Source organism: Pseudoclavibacter sp. VKM Ac-2888 (assembly GCF_015351285.1).
Classification (GTDB): Bacteria; Actinomycetota; Actinomycetes; order Actinomycetales; family Microbacteriaceae; genus Pseudoclavibacter.
In genome coordinates, this window is the sequence record NZ_JADKSM010000003.1 from 118,244 (window position 1) to 136,752 (window position 18,509).

The window sequence follows — 18,509 nt, forward strand, 5'->3', positions numbered from 1 at the left end:
TGCCAGCCTACAGCGGCGCGGCCGAGGCCGCGCCGAGCCGCGCTACTGCAGTGCCGGGGCAGGCTCCGCGTCGCCATCCGCGCCCGTCTTGATCGTCTCGCCGCGGAAGAACCCCGGGCTGCGGAGGTACTGCACCACCATGAGCACGACACCGAGCAGGAGCACGCCGACCCCGAGCACGAACACGAGACCGATGCCGTCCTGCGCGATGCCGTCGGCGTCGTAGCTCGTCGCGAAGACCGCGGAGCCCGAGCCGAACGACGGCGACAGCGACGCCCTGGCGGTCTCGAAGAAGAAGTAGAGCAGCGCGAGCCCGCCGAGCAGCGGGAAGAGGAACCGGAAGAACAGGTTCCGCGTCGAGGAGAACAGCGAGCGGCGGAAGTACCAGACGCACGCGAGCCCCGTGACGCCGTAGTAGAAGCACACCATGAGGCCGAGCGCCGCGATCGTGTCCCAGAGGGCGTTCTCGGAGAGCAGCCGCAGCACGATGTAGAAGACGATCGCGGCCGCCGCCGAGGCGATGGTCGCCACCGATGGCGACTTGAAGCGGGGACTCACGCTGGCATACGACTTGGGCAGCGCCCCGTAATGGCCCATGGCGAGGAGCGTGCGAGAGGGTGACACCATCGTCGACTGCAGCGAGGCCGCAGAGCTGAACATGACGGCGACCGTCATGAGCAGCGCGAACGGGCCCATGATCGGCTCCGCGAGGGAGGCGAGGATGCTCTCCTGGTTGTCCGGGTTGCCGGCGCCAAGGCCCTCCTCGCCGATGCCCGCGTAGGCGAGGACCGCGAGCGTCATCAGCACGTAGATCGCGACCATGACGAAGATCGTGAGCATGGAGGCACGGCCAGGGGTCTTCTCCGGGTCCTTCGCCTCCTCGTTCATCGTGATGACCGTGTCCCAGCCCCAGAACAGGAAGATCGACAGCGAGACGCCGGCGGAGATCGCGGCGAGCGAGCCCACCTCGAACGGGTTGAACCACGACAGCTCGATGGGGGTCGCGTCGAACGCGGTGCCGTTCCCGACGTGCACGAACGCCGCGATGATGAACCAGACGATGGCGATGAGCTGCACGACCACGAGGACGTACTGCACCTTCTTCGTCGACTCGACGCCGCGGTAGGAGATCCACGCGGCGAGGGCAGTGAAGATGACGGTCATCGGGATGTTGATCCAGAGCACGCGCGTCAGGTCCGCGAGCTCTGGGTTCTGGAAGATCTGCGCCAGCATGATGAAGAAGAAGTCGACGGCGACGGCCGCGAGGTTCGAGAGCACGAGGACGGTCGCGGCGATGAGCCCCCATCCGCCCATCCACCCGATCCACGGCCCGAACGCGCGGGTCGCCCACGTGAACGAGGTGCCGGAGTCCGGCATCGCCGTGTTGAGCTCCCGGTAGCCGAACACGACGAGCAGCATCGGGATGAACCCGACGAGCATGATGGCGGGCGTGTAGACGCCGACCTGCGCGATGGTGGGGCCGAGGCCGGACGTGACGGCGTAGGCGGGCGCGATGCAGGAGACGCCGATGACGGCCGCCCCGAGCACCCCGACCTTGCCGGCGGAGAGGCCCTTCGCGCTCAGTCCCCCACCATGCAGCTCCTCGTTGAGCTTCGCCGCCGCTGCGGTTTCCGATGTTGTCATTTGGTGATGATGGCCCATCCCCGGAGAACCGTCAATGGGCCGAAACGGCCCGGAAATATTGCGTGAATCGACAGAACGGCCGGGGCCTCCGGGGCGGCGCTCGGTTTGCATTGCGCCGCGCCTCGCGAGACATTGGCAGTTGTCAGATATCGCCCCTCCCTTGACCGACGGCGGGCATCGACCTCGAGCGAGAGGGACCATGAAGAGGCCCACAGATCCGCATCCCGTGATCGAGACCCTGCTCAACGGCGGCGGCGACGACGAGCCGCAGCCCAGAACCCGGTCCTCCAGGCGGACACCGGCGGTTGGACCTCGCCGCCCGATCACCGGCAGCGGGCGCCACGTCTCGCGGCACAGGCGCACGAGCTCGAAGTTCGTGCGACGCCGCCTCATGGTCGCCGCCGCGGCGGCCGTCTGCGTGACCATGGTCGCCGGCATCGGCTTCATCTCGGCGACCTACTTCCAGGTCGTGGGCAACCTCGCCGACAACGCCGTGGGTCGAGCGGACGGAACGGGCACCGAGATCTCCGGATGGGATGGCGCCGTTAACATCCTCATCATGGGCTCCGACTCCAGGGACGGGCAGTCGAGCGCCGACTACGGGGAGGCAGGCGGGGCGCGGTCCGACGTCATGATGCTGCTGCACGTGTCGGCCGATCGCGAGGACGCGACCCTCATCAGCATTCCCCGAGACACGATGCTGCCGACCCCGGAATGCACGACCCCGGACGGTGCCGTGGTGCCAGCGCAGGAGGCCGCGCAGATCAACGGGGCGCTCGAGAACGGGCCGTTCTGCTCGCTCGACACGATCCGCGATTTCACCGGCCTGGACATCGACCACTTCATCGTCGTCGGCTTCGACGGCGTCATCGGCATCACGGAGGCCATCGGCGGCGTCGACGTGTGCGTCGAGAACGACATCGCCGACGACTACTCGGGGCTGTACATGACCGCGGGCACCCACAGCCTCCAGGGCGAGGCGGCCCTCGCGTTCCTGCGCACGCGGCACGGCTTCGCCGACGGGAGCGACCTGGGGCGCATCCAGGCCCAGCAGGCGTTCCTCGCCTCCCTCGCTCGGAAGGTCGCGAGCGCCGGCACGCTCACCAACCCGGGGGCCCTCTACGGGCTCGCCGACTCCGCGTCGAAGGCCATGACCGTCGACGAGGCGCTCGCGCAGCCGAGCAGCCTCGTCGCGCTCGCGCAGACGCTCGCGAACGTCGACCTCGACCGCATCGTCATGCTGCAGCTGCCCGTCGCGCCCTATTGGGCGGACCCGAACCGAGTCGAGCCGATCACGGCGGAGACCGACGCCATCTTCGCGACCCTCCGCGCCGACCAGCCGCTGTCATTCCAGGATGACCAGGCAGCGGATGCACCCGCCGGGGATGCCCCCGATGGCGACGGCGAGCAGGAAGGCCCGGAACCGCCCGACGACGCGACGCAACCGGACGACGCGGCTGCCGCGCCCGGCGAGCCGCTGACCCTCTCCGACGACATCGTGGGCCGGACGGCAGAGGACACCACCTGCGCGAGCTGACCTCGCCCCGCGACCCCGAGCTGCAACGCCCCCTCCGCCGCATCCGCCGCAGATGGGACACTTTCACCCCGTATCAGCGCTCGATACGGGGTGAAAGTGCCCCATCTGCGGCGGATGCGGCGGGGCGGGTTGGGATGCGGGATACCGCGGGACAGCTAGTCCTTCAGCACCTCGATCGACTGCGTGTCGCGGTCGTTGCCGATCTGGATCGTCTCGCCGCGGAAGAACCCGGGGCTGCGGAAGTACTGCACGACCATGATGACCACGCCGAGCAGCAGCACTCCGATGCCGAGCACGAACACGAGACCGATGCCGTCCTGGGCGATGCCGTCCGCGTCGTAGCTCGTCGCGAAGACCGCCGAGCCTGATCCGAACGACGGCGACAGCGACGCGACGGCCGTCTCGTAGAAGAAGTACAGCAGCACGATGCCGCCGAGCAGCGGGAACAGGAACCGGAAGAAGAAGTTCCTGGCCGAGCTGAACAAGCTGTGCCTGAAGTACCAGACGCACGCGAGCCCCGTGACGCCGTAGTAGAAGCAGATCATGAGGCCGAGGGCCGCGATCGTGTCCCACAGCGCGTTCTCGGAGAGCAGCCGCATGACGACGTAGAACACGACAGCGGCGATGGCCGAGGCCAGGGTCGCGACCGACGGCGACTTGAAGCGCGGGCTGACGTCCGCGAAGCGCTTCGGCAGGGCGCCGTAGTGCCCCATGGCGAGGATCGTGCGCGATGGGGAGACCATCGTCGACTGCAGCGAGGCCGCCGACGACGACAGGATGGCGATCGACATCAGCAGCGCGAACGGCCCCATGACCGGCCCCGCGAGCGCCGCGAAGATGCTCTCCTGGTTGTCCGGGTTGCCGGCTCCGAGGCCCTCGGTGCCGATGCCCGCGAAGACGAGCACGGCGAGGGTCGTGAGCAGGTAGATCACCATGATGATGATGATCGTGAGCATGGCGGCGCGGCCCGGTGTCTTCTTCGGGTCCTTCGCCTCCTCGTTCATCGTGATGACCGTGTCCCAGCCCCAGAAGAGGAAGATCGACAGCGAGACGCCGGCGGCGACGACGGCCATGTCGCCCAGCTCGAACGGGTTGAACCAGGACAGCTCGATGGGGGTCGGGTCGAAGGCCGTGTTGTTGCTCAGGTGCATGAAGGCGGCGACGATGAACCAGGCCAGCGCGATGAGCTGGAACGCGACGAGCCCGACCTGGATCTTCTCGGTCGCCTCGACGCCCCGGTACGAGATCCACGCGGCGAGCGCCGTGAAGAGGATCGTGACGGGGATGTTGATCCACAGCACCGTCGTGAGGTCGGCGAGCTCCGGATTCTGGAACACCTGCGCGAGCAGGATGAACAGGAAGTCCACGGCAACGGCCGCGAGATTCGAGAGGACGAGGACGGTCGCGGCGATGAGCCCCCATCCGCCCATCCAGCCGATCCAGGGCCCGAACGCGCGGGACGCCCAGGTGAAGGTGGTGCCGGAGTCCGGCATCGCCGAGTTCAGCTCGCGGTAGCCGAAGACGACGAGCACCATCGGGATGAAGCCGATGAAGAGGATCGCCGGCGTCTGCAGGCCGACCTGCGAGATGGTCGGGCCGAGACCCGAGGTCAGCGTGTACGCCGGGGCGATGCACGAGATGCCGATGATGGTCGCGCCGATGACGCCGACCTTGCCTGCGGAGAGCCCCTTGGAGCTGAGTCCGCCCCGCTCCGTGCTGTCTTCTGTCCTGGTCATTGCCCTGTTCCTGTCGCTGGGGATTCGGGAGCGGACTTGGGCGCCTCGGCAGGCTGCGCGGCGCGCGGCACGACGATGATCGGCACGGTCAGCACGCGCAGCAGGCGCTGCGCGCGGGCGCCGAGGAAGATGCGCCCTCCCTGGGCGAGGCGGCTGGAGCCGACGAAGGCGACATCGCCCGGCTTCCAGTCGGCCCGCTCGAGTGCGGCCTCGAGGCTCTCGCCCTCGACCGTCTCGACGGTGGCCTTGCCCGACTCCAGCAGGGCCTCCGCACGGCCGGCGAGCACTGCCCCGCCGAACTCGCGCACGAACTCGTCGACCTCCTGCACCTGGCTGGGCGGGACCCGGTCGAGCTGCACGAGCGAGAGCAGGCGCAGCTGCACGTCGCGCTGCAGCGCGCTCTCGACGGAGGTGCCGATGAGCGCGGCGGCCCCCGAGCGGGTGCCGAACAGCGTGGTGATGCGGGTGACGGGCCCCTCTTCGGCGAACCCAGCCGGAGCGAGCGCGACGGGCAGCGGCGAGGCGTGCAGCAGTGTGGATGCGACCGTCCCGATGGTGAACTGCCGCAGCAGTGCGGTGGTGGCGGCGCCGATGACCAGCGCGGCAGCGCCGAATTCAGCGGCGATGTCCATGAGCCCCTGGGCCTCGCCCGTGGCGCTGCGGACCACGCCGCGCGCCGCGATGCCCTCCGGCACCTGGGCGAGCGCTTCGCTCATCCACGTGTCGATCTGCTTGCCGATGATGCTGTCGGCATCGTCGAGCGGCAGCGGATGCGTGCCGCTGTACGGCGACGTCTCCGGCGTGATCATCGCGACGATGATCTCCGTGTCGGTGCCCTTCGCGAGGAAGGAGGCGAGGGCGAGGGCGTCATGCCCTCGATCGCTCGCGATGTAGCCCACTACGAAACGCTGCGCCATGCTGCCTCTCCAATTCTTGGGGTGTCGTCCGATTTCGGGATGCCGTGGGCGCTCAGGACTGGAGGATGCGCTTCGCCGTAGCTTCGCCCATCCGCACCGCGCCGTCAACGTGCTGGTAGCCCTCTGCCGCGAGGTCGGAGCTCGACCAGAAGATCGGGCCGACCGGGTCGTGCTGGATGGCGCCCCAGCGGTGGAGTCCGCCGAGGTCGTAGCTCGTGGCGTAGGCGCCGCGAGTCCACTCCTCTGCGCCGAAGTCGGAGAGGTAGAAGACCTCGGGGTCGAGGGCCTTCGGCCCGAGGAACTCGGCGACGGAGCCGAGGACGGCGGCCTTGCGCTCCTCGTCGCCCAGCGCCCACATGGCCTCGGCCGCCTCATCGGTGATGAAGCCGACGAGAGTGCCGCGCTCGTCTTCGTGGTTGGTGTTGTCATAGACCTCCTGCACGATGTGGCCGGCTCCGAACGCGGTGCCACTGAGGCCCTCTTCACGCCAGAACGGGGTGGCGTAGGTGGCGTGCACCTTGATGACGAGGCCCATGGAGATGTGCTGGTGCACGATCATCTGCTGGCGCGGCAGGGCGGGCACGAAGGAGACTCGCGAGTAGAGGTTGGGCGGCACTGCCATGATGGCGTGCTGGGCCTTGACGGTGATGTGGTCGGCGACGGCGGTGACGGATGCCGCCTTGCCTGCTCCGTTGTCCTCCCAGTGGAGGAAGCGCACCGGGTTGTTCAGGAACACGTCGTCGCCGAGCTCCTGCGCCATCTGCTGGCTGACCGACTGCATGCCGCCGATGACGCGCTTGTCGAGGATGAAGCTCTCGTCGACGAGGTTCGAGAACGAGCCGGCGGATGCGGCCATGAGCACTGCCTGCAGCGCGGAGAACGCGAAGGACGGCTTGGTGAGCATGCCGCCGGCGACGAAGAGCCCGATGTTGTTGCAGGCCTCCTCGTCGTCGGACTGCTGGCGCAGCCAGTGGTGGAAGGAGATGGTGTCGAGCTCGCGTGCCTTGGCGTGCGCCCACGGCTCGACGGGGCCGATCTCGGCGGCGAGGCCGTCGAGGAGCTCGATCATGCGGTCCATCTCGGCGGCGGTGTGCTCGCTGACGGGGAACGTGTCGCCCTCGTAGACGGTGCGCTCGCCCTTGGGGCTGATGTAGACCGACTTGCCCTCGCGGTAGCGCGAGAAGGTACCCTTGCCGAGCTCTTCGAGGAGGGCGAGGAGCGCCGTCTGGTCTGGCGAGACCCACTGGCCGCCGATCTCGAAGAACTGGCCGTCGATGATGTTGCTCCAGGTGCGTCCGCCGACGCGGTCGCGCGCCTCGAGGACGGCGACGGTCTTGCCTGCCTGGGTGAGGCGGCGGGCCGCTGTGAGGCCGGAGGGGCCTGCTCCGATGATGACGACGTCGCGTTCGATGGTCTGCATTTCCGCTCTTTCCGTTGTGACAGCTCCAAGCGCCCTGGCTTCGCCGTCGAAGTGAGTGTGGTTGGCGGCCGGCTTCCTGGCGCCGCCTTCCAAATAAACAGGATTAATTTACGTTAGTCGAGACGGGCCCCTCGGACAAGCCGCATTTCCGAGGAGCTAGGGTCGAACAACGGGAGGGCCAGTGAGCACCAGCGAGCATGTGGAGTCTGACGGACAGCGGCGTGCTGGGCGACCCCGCACGCGCATCCTCACGCAGAAGCGCATCACCGACGCCGCCATGCGCGTCGCGACCCACGAGGGGTACGACGCCCTGACGATGGCGAAGCTCGCCAAGGCGCTCGGCGTCACCCCCGCGGCCCTCTACAACCACGCGCACTCGAAGCGGCAGATCCTGCGCTGGATCGAGGATCGCCTCATGGCCGCCGTCGACGCCTCGGCGTTCGAGACCGAGCCGTGGGACGCGGCCCTCGCGAGCTGGGCGCGCAGCTACCGCCTCGTCATGAAGGAGCACGACTCGCTCGTGGAGGCGATCGCGAAGATGCCCGTCGCCGGCGCGACCGACACGCTCGCGATGTACGAGGGGGTCGCCTCAGGCCTCCGACGGGCCGGCTGGCCGGACGCCAACATCATGCCGGCGATCGTGGCGATCGAGTCGTTCGTCTACGGCTCCGCGTACGACCTCAACGCGCCCCTCGATATCTTCGAGCTCGGCGATCAGGCGGATGCGGCACCCACGCTCGCGGCCTCCGTCGCGGCGCACACACCGCTGGGGCTGCGCGAGCAGGCCTTCGAGCGCGGGCTCGACGCGCTCATCCGCGGACTCGGGGCGGCAGCGGGAGTCTGACTCCGGAGACCGACGCAGCGCCGCGGTCACCGCCGAGACCGTGAAGTGCTGACTGCACGCCATCGAGGGGACCTCGGTTTTACACGAGCGTTACATTGCAGAAACCTCCCGCGAAGCGTGAAGTCATAACTTCAACGCATGACCGATCAACTGGCACAGACTGGCGCATCCGGCAGCACCCGCGGCCTGGGCACCGAAGGCGCGGCGCCCGACAACCTCGTCGAGGCGGCGGGCCACCCCGTCGGCGACGGCAACATGAAGCCCGGCTACGACCCGCGGCTCGCGAACGAGGACCTCGCTCCCCTGCGCAAGCAGCGCTGGGGCTCCTACAACATCTTCGCCTTCTGGATGTCCGACGTGCACAGCGTCGGCGGCTACGTCACGGCCGGCAGCCTTTTCGCGCTCGGCATCGCCAGCTGGCAGGTGCTCGTCGCCCTCATCGTCGGCATCCTCATCGTGCAGTTCTTCACGAACCTCGTCGCCAAGTCGAGCCAGAAGACGGGCGTGCCCTACCCCGTCGTGAACCGCGCGATCTTCGGCGTCAAGGGCGCCAACATCCCGGCGATCATCCGCGGCCTCATCGCCATCGCCTGGTACGGCGTGCAGACGTTCCTCGCCGCCGAGTCGCTCAACATCGTGTTCCTCAAGTTCATCCCCGCCAGCGAGGTGCTGCGCACCGACTACTCGTTCCTCGGCCTGTCGGCGCTCGGCTGGATCTCCTACGCGATCCTCTGGTTCGCGCAGGCAGCGCTGTTCTGGGGCGGGATGGAGTCCATCCGCCGCTTCATCGACTGGGCGGGGCCAGCGGTGTACGTCGTCATGATCGTGCTCGCCATCTACCTCGTCAGCCAGGCGGGCTGGGAGAACATCGACTTCAACCTCTCCGCGGGTGAGCCGCTCGACTTCTGGGCCTCCATCCCGGTCATGTTCACGGCCATCGCGATCGTCGTCTCCTACTTCTCCGGCCCCATGCTCAACTTCGGCGACTTCTCGAGGTACGCGAAGAGCTACAAGGCCGTGAAGCGGGGCAACTTCCTCGGGCTCCCGCTCAACTTCCTGTTCTTCTCCATCCTCACGGTGCTCACCGCGAGCGCCACCGTGCCCGTCTTCGGCGAGCTCATCACGGACCCGATCCACACGGTCGAGCGCATCGACACGCACTTCGCGATCCTCCTCGGCGGCCTCACGTTCGTGACGGCGACGGTCGGCATCAACATCGTGGCGAACTTCATCGCGCCGGCGTTCGACTTCTCGAATGTCGCCCCGCACAGGATCAGCTGGCGGATGGGCGGCATGATCGCCGCCGTCGGCTCCGTGCTGCTCACCCCGTGGAACTGGTACAACAACGACGCCGCGATCCAGAACACGCTCGGCGTGCTCGGTGCGCTCATCGGACCGCTCTTCGGCATCCTCATCGCCGGCTACTACGTGATCGGCAGGCAGCGCATCAAGGTCGACGAGATGTTCACGATGAGCGAGACGGGCGCCTACTGGTACCGCAAGGGGTTCAACCCGAACGCGGTGTGGGCCATGGTGCTCGCCGGCGCCCCGACGGTCGCGATCGCGGTGCTGACCCGGCCGCTCGCCGAGGCGGGCGTCCTGGACCTGAGCTACCTCGCCGACTTCAGCTGGTTCATCGGCTGCGGACTCGGATTCGCGCTGTTCGTCCTGTTCGAGCGCCGCCAGCCGCTCATGCCGACGTTCGAGGGCGAGACCGCCGGCATCTCCGACGGATCGATCGAGGAGGACTGACCCAGCATGCGCATCACACTCGTCAACCCGAACACCTCCGTCGCCATGACGCAGAAGGTCGCGGCAGCTGCCAGAGCCGTGGCCGGCCCCGGCGTCGAGATCGTCGCCGTGTGCCCGGCCCCCGGTGAGGGCCCGGAGGCCATCGAGAGCCACTTCGACGAGGTGCGGGCGGCCTCCGTCGTCGTCGAGCTCGTCGAGCGCGATCTCGCGGACGGCGGCAGCGACGGCTACGTCATCGCCTGCTTCGGCGACCCGGGGCTCGACGCGGCACGCGAGCTCGTCGACGTGCCCGTCATCGGCATCGCCGAGGCGGCCATGCACGTCGCGGCGCTCACGGGGCGCACGTTCGGCATCGTCACGACCCTCTCCCGCACGCTCGGCCGCGCCGACGACCTCGTGCAGCGGTACGGGTTCGAGCGGGCGTGCGTCGCGGCGTACGGCACCGGCATCCCCGTCCTCGCCCTCGAGGAGACCGGCTCGGCGGCGTTCGAGGACATCGCCGCGTGGTGCGAGCGAGTCGTCCGGGAGGACGGCGCCGACGCGGTGGTGCTCGGATGCGCGGGCATGGCCGACCTGTGCGCTCGCCTCTCCGAGCGGGTCGGCGTGCCGGTCGTCGACGGCGTCGCCGCGTCGGTCGGGCTCGTCGCTGCGATGTCGCGCATGGGCGTCGGCACGAGCAAGCGGGACGAGTACGCACGCCCCACCCGGGCGCAGGCCGCGCCGCAGGGGCAGCTGCGGGTTCCTTCGGCGGCGATCGCATGAGGATCTCCGCGCGACGCGTCTTCCTCGGCGGCGGATTCTCGCCGGCGACGGTGTCCGTCAGCGACGGCACCATCGCCGCCATCGCCCCGTTCGACGACGACGCCGACGTCGTCCTGCCGGACACCCAGGTGCTCCTGCCGGGGCTCGTGGACACGCACGTGCACCTCAACGAGCCGGGCCGCACGCACTGGGAGGGCTTCGCGACGGGCACGGCTGCCGCCGCCGCTGGCGGGGTCACGACGGTCGTCGACATGCCGCTCAACTCGCTGCCCGTCACGACGAGCGTCGAGGCGCTCGACGCGAAGCGCGCGGCGACCTCCGGCCAGCTGGCCGTCGACCTCGCCTACTGGGGCGGCGTCGTCCCGCAGAACCTCGGCTCCCTGCGTCCGCTGCTCGCGGCGGGCGCGGTCGGCGTCAAGTGCTTCCTCGCGCCGAGCGGCATCGACGAGTTCGATCACCTCTCGTTCCCCGAGCTCGAGCAGGCGCTCGAGGAGCTCGCCGAGGTCGATGGGCTCCTGATCGCGCACGCCGAGCTCGAAGCGCACCTGAGCGAGGCATCCGGCCCCGTCTTCTCCGACTTCGTCGCGTCGAGGCCGCCGGTCGCGGAGGTCGAGGCGATCCGCGCCGTCATCGCCGCGGCGAGGCGCACTGGCGCCAGGGCGCACATCGTGCACGTGTCGGCGGCAGAGGCCCTCGACCTGGTCCGCGCGGCGAAGGCCGACGGCGTGCGCATCACGATCGAGACCTGCCCGCACTACCTGAGCCTTCGGGCCGAGGAGGTGCCGGACGGCGACGGGCGCTTCAAGTGCTGCCCACCTATCCGCGACACCGCGAACCAGGACGCGCTCTGGGCCGGCGTGCTCGACGGCACGATCGACGCGATCGTCAGCGACCACTCCCCAGCGACGCTCGAGCTCAAGGCGGGGCCCGACCTCGGCACCGCGTGGGGTGGCATCGCCGGGGTGCAGACCGGGCTCACCGCGGTCTGGACCGAGGCCAGGCGGCGCGGCATCCCGCTGGAGGCGATCCTGCCCCTCTTCACCACGGGACCTGCCGCGCTCGTGCGCCTCGAGGACCGTGGCCTCATCACGGTCGGCGCCCCGGCCCACTTCGCGGTCTTCGAGCCAGACCTCGAGCACACGCTGGAGGAGAATACCCTCGAGTACCGCACCAAGATCAGTCCGTGGCACGGGGCGCGGATGCACGGGCTCGTCGACTCGACCTACCTGCACGGAGAGCTGATCTACACGCGGGCAGCCGGGCTCACGTCCCGCCTGGGCCGCGAGGTGCTCGCGGCGGCGAACCCCGCACGACTGGACCTCGACGAGGAGCAGGCAGCATGACCACGATTCCCACCGCAGCTCCCGCGGCTCCCGCGGCGAACCGCTACGGCGTCGGCGCGGCCACGCCGGCATTCGCCCCGCTCCCCATCCTGCAGCCGGGCACACGCCTGCCTGAGGGCGCGAGCTACCTGCCATCTGGAGCATCGACCTCGATCTGGGGCAGGCTCCCGAGCGCGCGCGACACCCCCGTGCTGACCGTGCGGCCCGGGGCGAGCGTCGTCATCGACACCGTCAGCCACGAGGGCCTGCTGCCCGACCAGGGACAGCACCCCGCCGCGTTCTTCGCGGCGCACGGCGTGCATCCGGATGCGGTGCTGCTCGACGCCATCGAGATCGCCGAGCACGCGCCCCGCGACCCGGCGAACGACGGCCCGCACGTCGTGACCGGCCCCATCGCCGTCGAGGGTGCCATGCCAGGCGACCTGCTGCGCATCACGGTCGAGAAGCTCGAGCCTCGCGTGCCGTACGGGGTCATCTCCAACCGGCACGGCAAGGGTGCGCTGCCCGGCGTGCTGCCGCGCAGCCGCGAGACCGTGAGCGTGTTCGCCGCGGTCGAGGAACGCGGCGGCGAGCTCGTCGGCACCATGCCACTCACCGAGGGCGGCGTTCGGAGCGTCGTGTTTCCCCTCGCCCCGTTCCTCGGCACCATGGGCGTCGCTCCCGCCGCAGGCGCACGCCCGCACTCCGTGCCGCCCGGCCCGCACGGCGGCAACATCGACATCAAGCTGCTCACCGAGGGCAGCGTGCTCTACCTGCCCGTGCAGGTCCCCGACGCACTCGCCTACGTCGGCGATCCGCACTTCGCGCAGGGCGACGGCGAGGTCGCCCTCACGGCGCTCGAGGCCTCGCTGCGCGCGACCCTCACCTTCGACGTCGTTCCGGCGGCGGATGCGCGGCGCGAGTTCGGCGACCTCACCGGCCCGCTCGTGCGCACGCCCGAGTACCTCGTGCCCACCGGCCTCGACCCCGACCTGAACGCGGCCATGCGCAAGTGCGTGCGCGCCGCCGTCGACCTGCTGCAGGCTCGGTGGGGCATGGACGAGCACCTCGCCTACGCGTACCTGTCGGCGGCCACCGACTTCGACATCTCGCAGGTCGTCGACGTCGTCTGCGGCGTGCACGCCCGCATCCGAGAGGCCGACTTCGCCGACGTGGCGGCTGGCACGGCACCGCAGAACGGAACAGGAGCACCCGCGTGACCTCAGTCGAGCAGAACGCCCCAGAGACGACGCGCGCGGACGGAGCCCCACCCGCCGCGCTGCTCGCCGCCTTCGAAGCCTACGAGCGGGCAGTGCAGAGCAACGACCTCGACGAGCTCGACGCCTGGTTCGCGCCAGGAGACGCGACCCTGCGCGGCGACGACAGCGGCCTGCTGGTCGGCCACGAGCAGATCAGCGAGTTCCGTGCCCAGCGCGGCGGCGTCGCGAAGCGCACCATCGAGCGCATCGAGTACCGGTCCCTGGCCGACGGCGTCGCGCTGCTCGTCTCCACCTCGCGCTTCGCCACCGGCGGGCTCGGACTGCAGACGCAGCTCTGGCAGCAGCTGCCGCAGGGCTGGCGCATCACGGCCGCGCACGTAACCCCGAGGCCCCGGGCCTTCGACCGCTCGATCTGGCGAACCGTCGGCGACCCGCTCTTCCAGGGCGCGTGGGAGGGCCCCCTCGAAGGGCTCAACGTCGCCGTGAAGGACCTCTTCGCGATCCGCGGCTACCGCATCGGCGCAGGCAACCCCAGCTACCTCGACTCCGCGAAGGCCGAGACGAGGACCGCGCCCGCCGTCAAGGACCTGCTGCGCGGCGGCGCCTCCCTGCGCGGCATCGCCCGCACCGACGAGTTCGCGTACTCGATCGCCGGCGACAACGCGCACTTCGGGACTCCCCCGAACGCCGCCGTCCCCGGTGCCCTTCCCGGCGGCTCCTCGAGCGGGCCAGCATCCGCCGTCGCCAACGGCCAGGCCGACATCGGCCTCGCGACCGACACCGCCGGATCGGTGCGCATCCCCGCCTCCTATCAGGGGCTGTGGGGCCTGCGCACGACACACGACCTCGTGCCACGTCAGGGCCTCCTGCCGCTCGCGCAGTCGTTCGACACCGTCGGGTGGCTCACGCGCGACGGCGAGACCCTGCAGCGGGTCGCCGACTGGTGCCTCTCCTACGACAGCTCCGAGTCCACCGCGAGCGCGGCGGGGCAGCGCGGCGAGGACCTCCCCGGCCGCCTCGTCGTGCCGGCCGAGGTGCTGGCGGCCGCCTCGCCAGAGACCGTGTCCGCCTTCGAGGCGTTCCTGCGCGAGCTGGAGGAGCGCGGAGCCGTGGCTGCGCCGGTCGAGCGGGCCTCGATCGGCGAGCTCGCGAGCTACCAGGAGCCGTTCCGGATCGTGCAGGGCGCTGAGGCCTGGCGCAACAACCGCCCATGGCTGGAAGCGCACCCCGGCGCCACGGGCCCCGCCGTCGCTGCCCGGTTCCTCGCCGCCTCGCAGATCACCGAGGCGCAGGAGCAGGCGGCCCGCGACGCCCTCGCTCCCCTCAGCGCCCGCCTCGAGCGACTCGTCCGCGATGCCGTGCTCCTCTTCCCCACCGCCCCTGGGGCAGCGCCGAGCCGAGCCGCGGATGCATCGAGCATCGACGCCATCCGCACCGCGACGCTGCGCATGACCACCCCAGCCGCCGTCGCCGGGCTGCCCGCGCTCTCCGCGCCGCTCCTCAGCGTGCCGACCACGAGCAGCGCGCAGGCCGCGCCCGTCGGCGTCTGCTTCGTGTCGCGAGCGGGCTCCGACCTGGCGCTCGTCCGACTCGGCCGCAGGCTCGCATCCGCCGCAGCCCCCACCCCGAGAGCCACCAGCCGCGCCGCGACGAGCGCGTGAGCACCGAGAGAATGAAGCAGATGACCGCGATCCTCCCCATCGAACCGCCAGCCCGCCTCCTCATGGGGCCCGGCCCCATCTCGGCGTACCCGAGTGTGCTCCGCGCCATGTCGAGCACCCTCGTCGGCCAGTACGACCCGTTCATGACGCAGGCCATGAACGAGACGCAGGAGCTGTACCGGCAGGTGTGGGCGACCGAGAACACCGCGACCGTGCTCGTCGACGGCACCTCCCGCTCCGGCATCGAGGCGGCGCTCGTCTCTCTCATCCGGCCAGGCGACCGTGTGCTCGTCCCCGTCTTCGGTCGGTTCGGCCACCTCCTCGCCGAGATCGCGGAGCGCGCCCTCGCCGAGGTGCACACCATCGAGGTGCCGTGGGGGCAGGTCGTCCCCGTCTCGCAGATCGAGGAGGCCATCGTCCGCGTCAAGCCGACCCTCCTCGCCCTCGTCCAGGGCGACACCTCCACCACCATGAACCAGCCCCTCGACGAGGTCGGCGCCATCTGCGCGAAGCACGGCGTGCTCTTCTACGCCGACGCGACGGCGTCCATCGGCGGCAACGAGTTCCTCGCCGACGCCTGGGGCCTCGACGCCGCGACCGCAGGCCTGCAGAAGTGTCTCGGCGGCCCGAGCGGCTCGGCACCCATCACCCTCTCCGAGCGTGCCGTCGAGGTCATCCGCTCCCGCAGCCGGGTCGAGGCTGGCATCCGCGAGACGGGCGACGAGTCCGCGAGCGACTTCATCCGCTCCAACTACTTCGACCTCGGCATGATCCTCGACTACTGGGGGCCGAGGCGCCTCAACCACCACACGGAAGCCACCTCCATGCTCTACGCGGCGCGGGAGTGCGCGGCCGTCCTGCTGCGCGAGGGCCGGGACGCCGTCATCGAACGCCACCGCGTCGCCGGTGCCGCGATGCTCGCCGGCGTCCAGGCGCTCGGGCTCGAGGTCTTCGGCGACGTCGCGCACAAGATGAACAACGTCGTCGCCGTCGTCATCCCGGGCGGCGTCCCCGGCGATACGGCAAGGCAGGACCTGCTCGACGACTTCGGCATCGAGATCGGCACCTCCTTCGGCCCGCTGCACGGCAAGGTGTGGCGCCTCGGCACGATGGGCTACAACGCCCGCAAGGACACCGTGCTCACGACCCTCGCGGCGCTCGAGGCCGTGCTCCGCCGATACGGCGCATCCGTGCCGACCGGCGGTGGAGTCGAGGCCGCAGCCGACGTCTTCCGCGCAGCCGACAGCCCCCGGGGAGCCGCCGAATGACGGCCGCGCGACTGGGCGCCCTCGATCCCACCCTCTTCGAGCTCGCCGCCCGCCGCGTCATGGCGCGCTGCGACGAGCTCGCCCGCATCACCTCCACCCCAGGCGCCATCACCCGCGTGCACCTCTCCCCCGAGCACGCGCGCGTCAACCGGCTGGCCGCCGAGTGGATGCGTGAGGCCGGCCTGCAGACCAGGCAGGACGCGGCGGGCAACCAGCTCGGCCTCCTCCCCGCGGCGGACCCGGAGGCGCCCGTGCTCATGCTCGGCTCGCACCTCGACACGGTCGTCGACGCCGGCCGCTACGACGGCATCGTCGGCGTGCTCATGGCCATCGAGGTCGTGCGCCTGCTCCAGCGCCACGACGACGACACGAGTGGGGTGGATGCCCCCGCCCGCTCTCCGTTCGACTTCGGGCTCGAGGTCGCCGCGTTCTCGGACGAGGAAGGCGCCCGCTTCGGCAAGGCGCTCCTCGGCTCCTCCGCCGTCGCCGGCACGTGGGACGACGACTGGTGGGAGCTCGAGGACCCAGACGGCACCACCCTGCGCGAAGCCGCCCTCGAGTTCGGCCTCGACCCCGGCCGCGTCTCGGAAGCCGCCCGCAGGCCGAGCGAGCTCGTCGGCTACCTCGAAGCGCACATCGAGCAGGGGCCCGAGCTGCACGCCCGCGGCGAACCGCTCGCCGTCGTCTCCTCCATCGCCTCCGCCCGTCGCTTCCAGCTCGTCGTCGAGGGCGAGGCCAGGCACGCCGGCGGCACCCCGTACGACATGCGCCGCGACGCGCTCCTCGGCGCGAGCGAGGCGGCCCTCGCCGTCGAGCGCATCTGCTCCACCCAGCACCACATCATCGGCACGGTCGGCCAGTTCGAGGCGTTCCCCGGCGCGATGAACATCGTTCCGGGCGAGGCGAGGTTCAGCCTCGACCTGCGCGGAGAATTCGACGGCGAACGCGACCGCGTGTGGGACCAGGTCTCCCGCGAGCTCGACGACATCATGGGCCGCAGGCGCCTGCGCTGGCACACCCGCGAAGTGCACAACGCCCCAGCCCTGTTCTGCGCGCCGCTGCTGCAGGACGTCGTCGGCGAAGGCATCCGCTCCACCCTCGTGCCGGGCATCGCCGCGGACGGGAGTATCCTCGGCTCGGGCCGGACCGAAGACCCGACGACCCTGTTCAGCCCAGCCGGACACGACGGCATGGCCATCGGCGCCATCACCGACGTGGGGATGCTCTTCATGCGCAACCCAGACGGCGTCAGCCACCACCCAGACGAAGCAGTATCGCTCGGCGACGTCGCCCTCGGCATCCGCGCCCTCGCGGAAGCCGTCGCCCACCTCGGCGCAGAACACCGCAGAACCTAGGAGCTCCATGACCACGCCCGCCACCACCAGGACCCGCCGCGACTGGATAGTGCTCATCTCGATCGGCCTCGCGGCAGGCTTCCTCTCCGGGTTCCTCGGCGTCGGCGGCGGCACCATCATCGTGCCCGCGCTGACGGCCATGCTCGCGTTCGACCAGCGCCTCGCCGCCGGCACGTCGCTGGCCGCGATCATCCCGCCTGCCATCGTCGGCGTCGTCGGCTACGTCCTGACCGGCTCCGTGAACTGGCTCGCGGGCCTGATCCTCATCGTCGGCGCCATCACCGGCGCCTGGATCGGATCGTGGCTCCTCAACAAGCTGCCGCTCATCGTGCTCCGGTGGATGTTCATCGTGTTCCTGCTCGGCGTCGCCGTCTCCCTGTTCCTCGCCGTGCCGAGCCGCGACGCCGAGGTCACCATGACGGCGCTCACGGCGCTCATGCTCGTCGCGCTCGGCCTCGTCACCGGCATCATCTCGGGGCTCATCGGCGTCGGCGGCGGTGTCATCCTCGTGCCTGCGCTCATGCTGCTGTTCGGCTCGAGCGACCTCGAGGCGAAGGGCACGAGCCTCCTCGTCATGATCCCCACCACCATCACGGGCACGATCGGCAACTCCCGGCGCCGCAACGTCGACCTGAAGGCGGCCGCCGCGATCGGGCTGACGGCCGCGCTCACGAGCCTCCTCGGCGTGTGGTGCGCCGTGCTCATCGACCCGATGGTCGGCAGCATCCTCTTCGGCGCGTACCTGCTGTTCATCGCCGGGCAGAACGCGTACAAGACCATCAAGGCGCAGCGCAAGGCGAAGCAGGCCCCCGCCGCCTGACCCGCCCGGCCCAGCCACCCGGCAGGCACTGACACCCGTCCCCGGCACAGACACGCGTCCCGACACAGACCTCGGGCAGATGCAGCTTCGTCTCGCGATGAAGCTGCATCTGCCCGAGGTCTGTGTTGTTGGGGGTCTGCGCCCGGGGCGCCAGGGCGGCGGCGAGGAGCTGCCTCCGGAAATACCTCGACGCCCCGGCGGCGCGGAATGTGCCGGGGCGTCGAGATTCTGTTGCCGGGGTCTCCCCCGGC

Annotated in this window: 14 protein-coding genes; 10 read left to right on the top strand and 4 right to left on the bottom strand. The window is 70.2% G+C overall.

All coding sequences use genetic code 11. The features are described 5' to 3' along the window. Positions 1 to 42: 42 nt before the first annotated feature. A complete protein-coding gene (locus tag ITJ61_RS17930) occupies positions 43 to 1,644 on the bottom strand; it encodes an APC family permease (protein ID WP_194687035.1) in 1,602 nt (533 codons plus the stop codon). A gap of 199 nt (positions 1,645 to 1,843) precedes the next feature. Here ITJ61_RS17930 and ITJ61_RS17935 point away from each other — a divergent pair, with 199 nt between their 5' ends. Further along, positions 1,844 to 3,181 carry an LCP family protein gene (locus ITJ61_RS17935; RefSeq protein ID WP_194687036.1) on the top strand — a complete coding sequence of 446 codons (1,338 nt, stop codon included), beginning with the start codon at positions 1,844 to 1,846 and terminating at the stop codon, positions 3,179 to 3,181. Positions 3,182 to 3,336: 155 nt separating this feature from the next. Here ITJ61_RS17935 and ITJ61_RS17940 read toward each other — a convergent pair whose 3' ends face one another. The 3 genes from ITJ61_RS17940 to ITJ61_RS17950 are packed head-to-tail and all read right to left on the bottom strand — an operon-like array spanning position 3,337 to position 7,254. Continuing rightward, positions 3,337 to 4,917 carry an APC family permease gene (locus ITJ61_RS17940; protein ID WP_104240456.1) on the bottom strand — a complete coding sequence of 527 codons (1,581 nt, stop codon included), beginning with the start codon at positions 4,915 to 4,917 and terminating at the stop codon, positions 3,337 to 3,339. Further along, positions 4,914 to 5,834 carry a universal stress protein gene (locus ITJ61_RS17945; protein WP_104298351.1) on the bottom strand — a complete coding sequence of 307 codons (921 nt, stop codon included), beginning with the start codon at positions 5,832 to 5,834 and terminating at the stop codon, positions 4,914 to 4,916. Before ITJ61_RS17945 ends, ITJ61_RS17940 begins: the two co-directional genes overlap by 4 nt. 52 nt (positions 5,835 to 5,886) lie before the next feature. Then, positions 5,887 to 7,254, bottom strand: a complete 1,368-nt coding sequence (locus ITJ61_RS17950; RefSeq protein WP_194687037.1) for a flavin monoamine oxidase family protein — start codon at positions 7,252 to 7,254, stop codon at positions 5,887 to 5,889. Between the two features lie 181 nt (positions 7,255 to 7,435). Between ITJ61_RS17950 and ITJ61_RS20425 the strand changes: the two genes are divergently transcribed. The 9 genes from ITJ61_RS20425 to ITJ61_RS17995 all read left to right on the top strand — a co-directional run bounded on the left by ITJ61_RS20425 (position 7,436) and on the right by ITJ61_RS17995 (position 18,258). Then, complete coding sequence (locus tag ITJ61_RS20425; RefSeq protein WP_258063027.1) at positions 7,436 to 8,098, top strand: TetR/AcrR family transcriptional regulator; 663 nt, start codon at positions 7,436 to 7,438, stop codon at positions 8,096 to 8,098. A 138-nt stretch (positions 8,099 to 8,236) separates the two neighbouring features. Next, complete coding sequence (locus ITJ61_RS17960; protein WP_194687038.1) at positions 8,237 to 9,850, top strand: NCS1 family nucleobase:cation symporter-1; 1,614 nt, start codon at positions 8,237 to 8,239, stop codon at positions 9,848 to 9,850. A gap of 6 nt (positions 9,851 to 9,856) precedes the next feature. Continuing rightward, complete coding sequence (locus ITJ61_RS17965; RefSeq protein WP_194687039.1) at positions 9,857 to 10,612, top strand: aspartate/glutamate racemase family protein; 756 nt, start codon at positions 9,857 to 9,859, stop codon at positions 10,610 to 10,612. Further along, positions 10,609 to 11,955, top strand: a complete 1,347-nt coding sequence (allB, locus tag ITJ61_RS17970; RefSeq protein WP_194687040.1) for an allantoinase AllB — start codon at positions 10,609 to 10,611, stop codon at positions 11,953 to 11,955. The genes ITJ61_RS17965 and allB overlap by 4 nt, the downstream gene beginning before the upstream one ends. Continuing rightward, on the top strand, positions 11,952 to 13,154 hold the full coding sequence (locus ITJ61_RS17975) for an acetamidase/formamidase family protein (RefSeq protein ID WP_104240450.1): 1,203 nt from the start codon (positions 11,952 to 11,954) through the stop codon (positions 13,152 to 13,154). Before allB ends, ITJ61_RS17975 begins: the two co-directional genes overlap by 4 nt. Then, entirely contained in the window at positions 13,151 to 14,815 is a 1,665-nt protein-coding gene (locus ITJ61_RS17980) for an AtzH-like domain-containing protein (protein WP_194687041.1), read from the top strand. The genes ITJ61_RS17975 and ITJ61_RS17980 overlap by 4 nt, the downstream gene beginning before the upstream one ends. A 20-nt stretch (positions 14,816 to 14,835) precedes the next feature. Continuing rightward, positions 14,836 to 16,083, top strand: coding sequence for a pyridoxal-phosphate-dependent aminotransferase family protein (locus ITJ61_RS17985; protein ID WP_194687042.1), 1,248 nt, complete (start codon positions 14,836 to 14,838; stop codon positions 16,081 to 16,083). Then, positions 16,080 to 17,438 (top strand): Zn-dependent hydrolase, encoded by a 1,359-nt coding sequence (locus ITJ61_RS17990; protein WP_194687043.1) that lies wholly within the window; start codon positions 16,080 to 16,082, stop codon positions 17,436 to 17,438. Before ITJ61_RS17985 ends, ITJ61_RS17990 begins: the two co-directional genes overlap by 4 nt. Positions 17,439 to 17,445: 7 nt before the next feature. Next, a complete protein-coding gene (locus tag ITJ61_RS17995; RefSeq protein ID WP_194687044.1) occupies positions 17,446 to 18,258 on the top strand; it encodes a sulfite exporter TauE/SafE family protein in 813 nt (270 codons plus the stop codon). The last annotated feature ends 251 nt before the right edge of the window (positions 18,259 to 18,509 follow it).

What these genes read in the sequence shown, in the direction of transcription:
- ITJ61_RS17930 (WP_194687035.1), bottom strand. Translation starts at nt 1,644, where the DNA reads ATGACAACATCGGAAACCGCAGCGGCGGCGAAGCTCAACGAGGAGCTG.
- ITJ61_RS17935 (WP_194687036.1), top strand. Translation starts at nt 1,844, where the DNA reads ATGAAGAGGCCCACAGATCCGCATCCCGTGATCGAGACCCTGCTCAAC.
- ITJ61_RS17940 (WP_104240456.1), bottom strand. Translation starts at nt 4,917, where the DNA reads ATGACCAGGACAGAAGACAGCACGGAGCGGGGCGGACTCAGCTCCAAG.
- ITJ61_RS17945 (WP_104298351.1), bottom strand. Translation starts at nt 5,834, where the DNA reads ATGGCGCAGCGTTTCGTAGTGGGCTACATCGCGAGCGATCGAGGGCAT.
- ITJ61_RS17950 (WP_194687037.1), bottom strand. Translation starts at nt 7,254, where the DNA reads ATGCAGACCATCGAACGCGACGTCGTCATCATCGGAGCAGGCCCCTCC.
- ITJ61_RS17960 (WP_194687038.1), top strand. Translation starts at nt 8,237, where the DNA reads ATGACCGATCAACTGGCACAGACTGGCGCATCCGGCAGCACCCGCGGC.
- ITJ61_RS17965 (WP_194687039.1), top strand. Translation starts at nt 9,857, where the DNA reads ATGCGCATCACACTCGTCAACCCGAACACCTCCGTCGCCATGACGCAG.
- allB (WP_194687040.1), top strand. Translation starts at nt 10,609, where the DNA reads ATGAGGATCTCCGCGCGACGCGTCTTCCTCGGCGGCGGATTCTCGCCG.
- ITJ61_RS17975 (WP_104240450.1), top strand. Translation starts at nt 11,952, where the DNA reads ATGACCACGATTCCCACCGCAGCTCCCGCGGCTCCCGCGGCGAACCGC.
- ITJ61_RS17985 (WP_194687042.1), top strand. Translation starts at nt 14,836, where the DNA reads ATGACCGCGATCCTCCCCATCGAACCGCCAGCCCGCCTCCTCATGGGG.
- ITJ61_RS17990 (WP_194687043.1), top strand. Translation starts at nt 16,080, where the DNA reads ATGACGGCCGCGCGACTGGGCGCCCTCGATCCCACCCTCTTCGAGCTC.
- ITJ61_RS17995 (WP_194687044.1), top strand. Translation starts at nt 17,446, where the DNA reads ATGACCACGCCCGCCACCACCAGGACCCGCCGCGACTGGATAGTGCTC.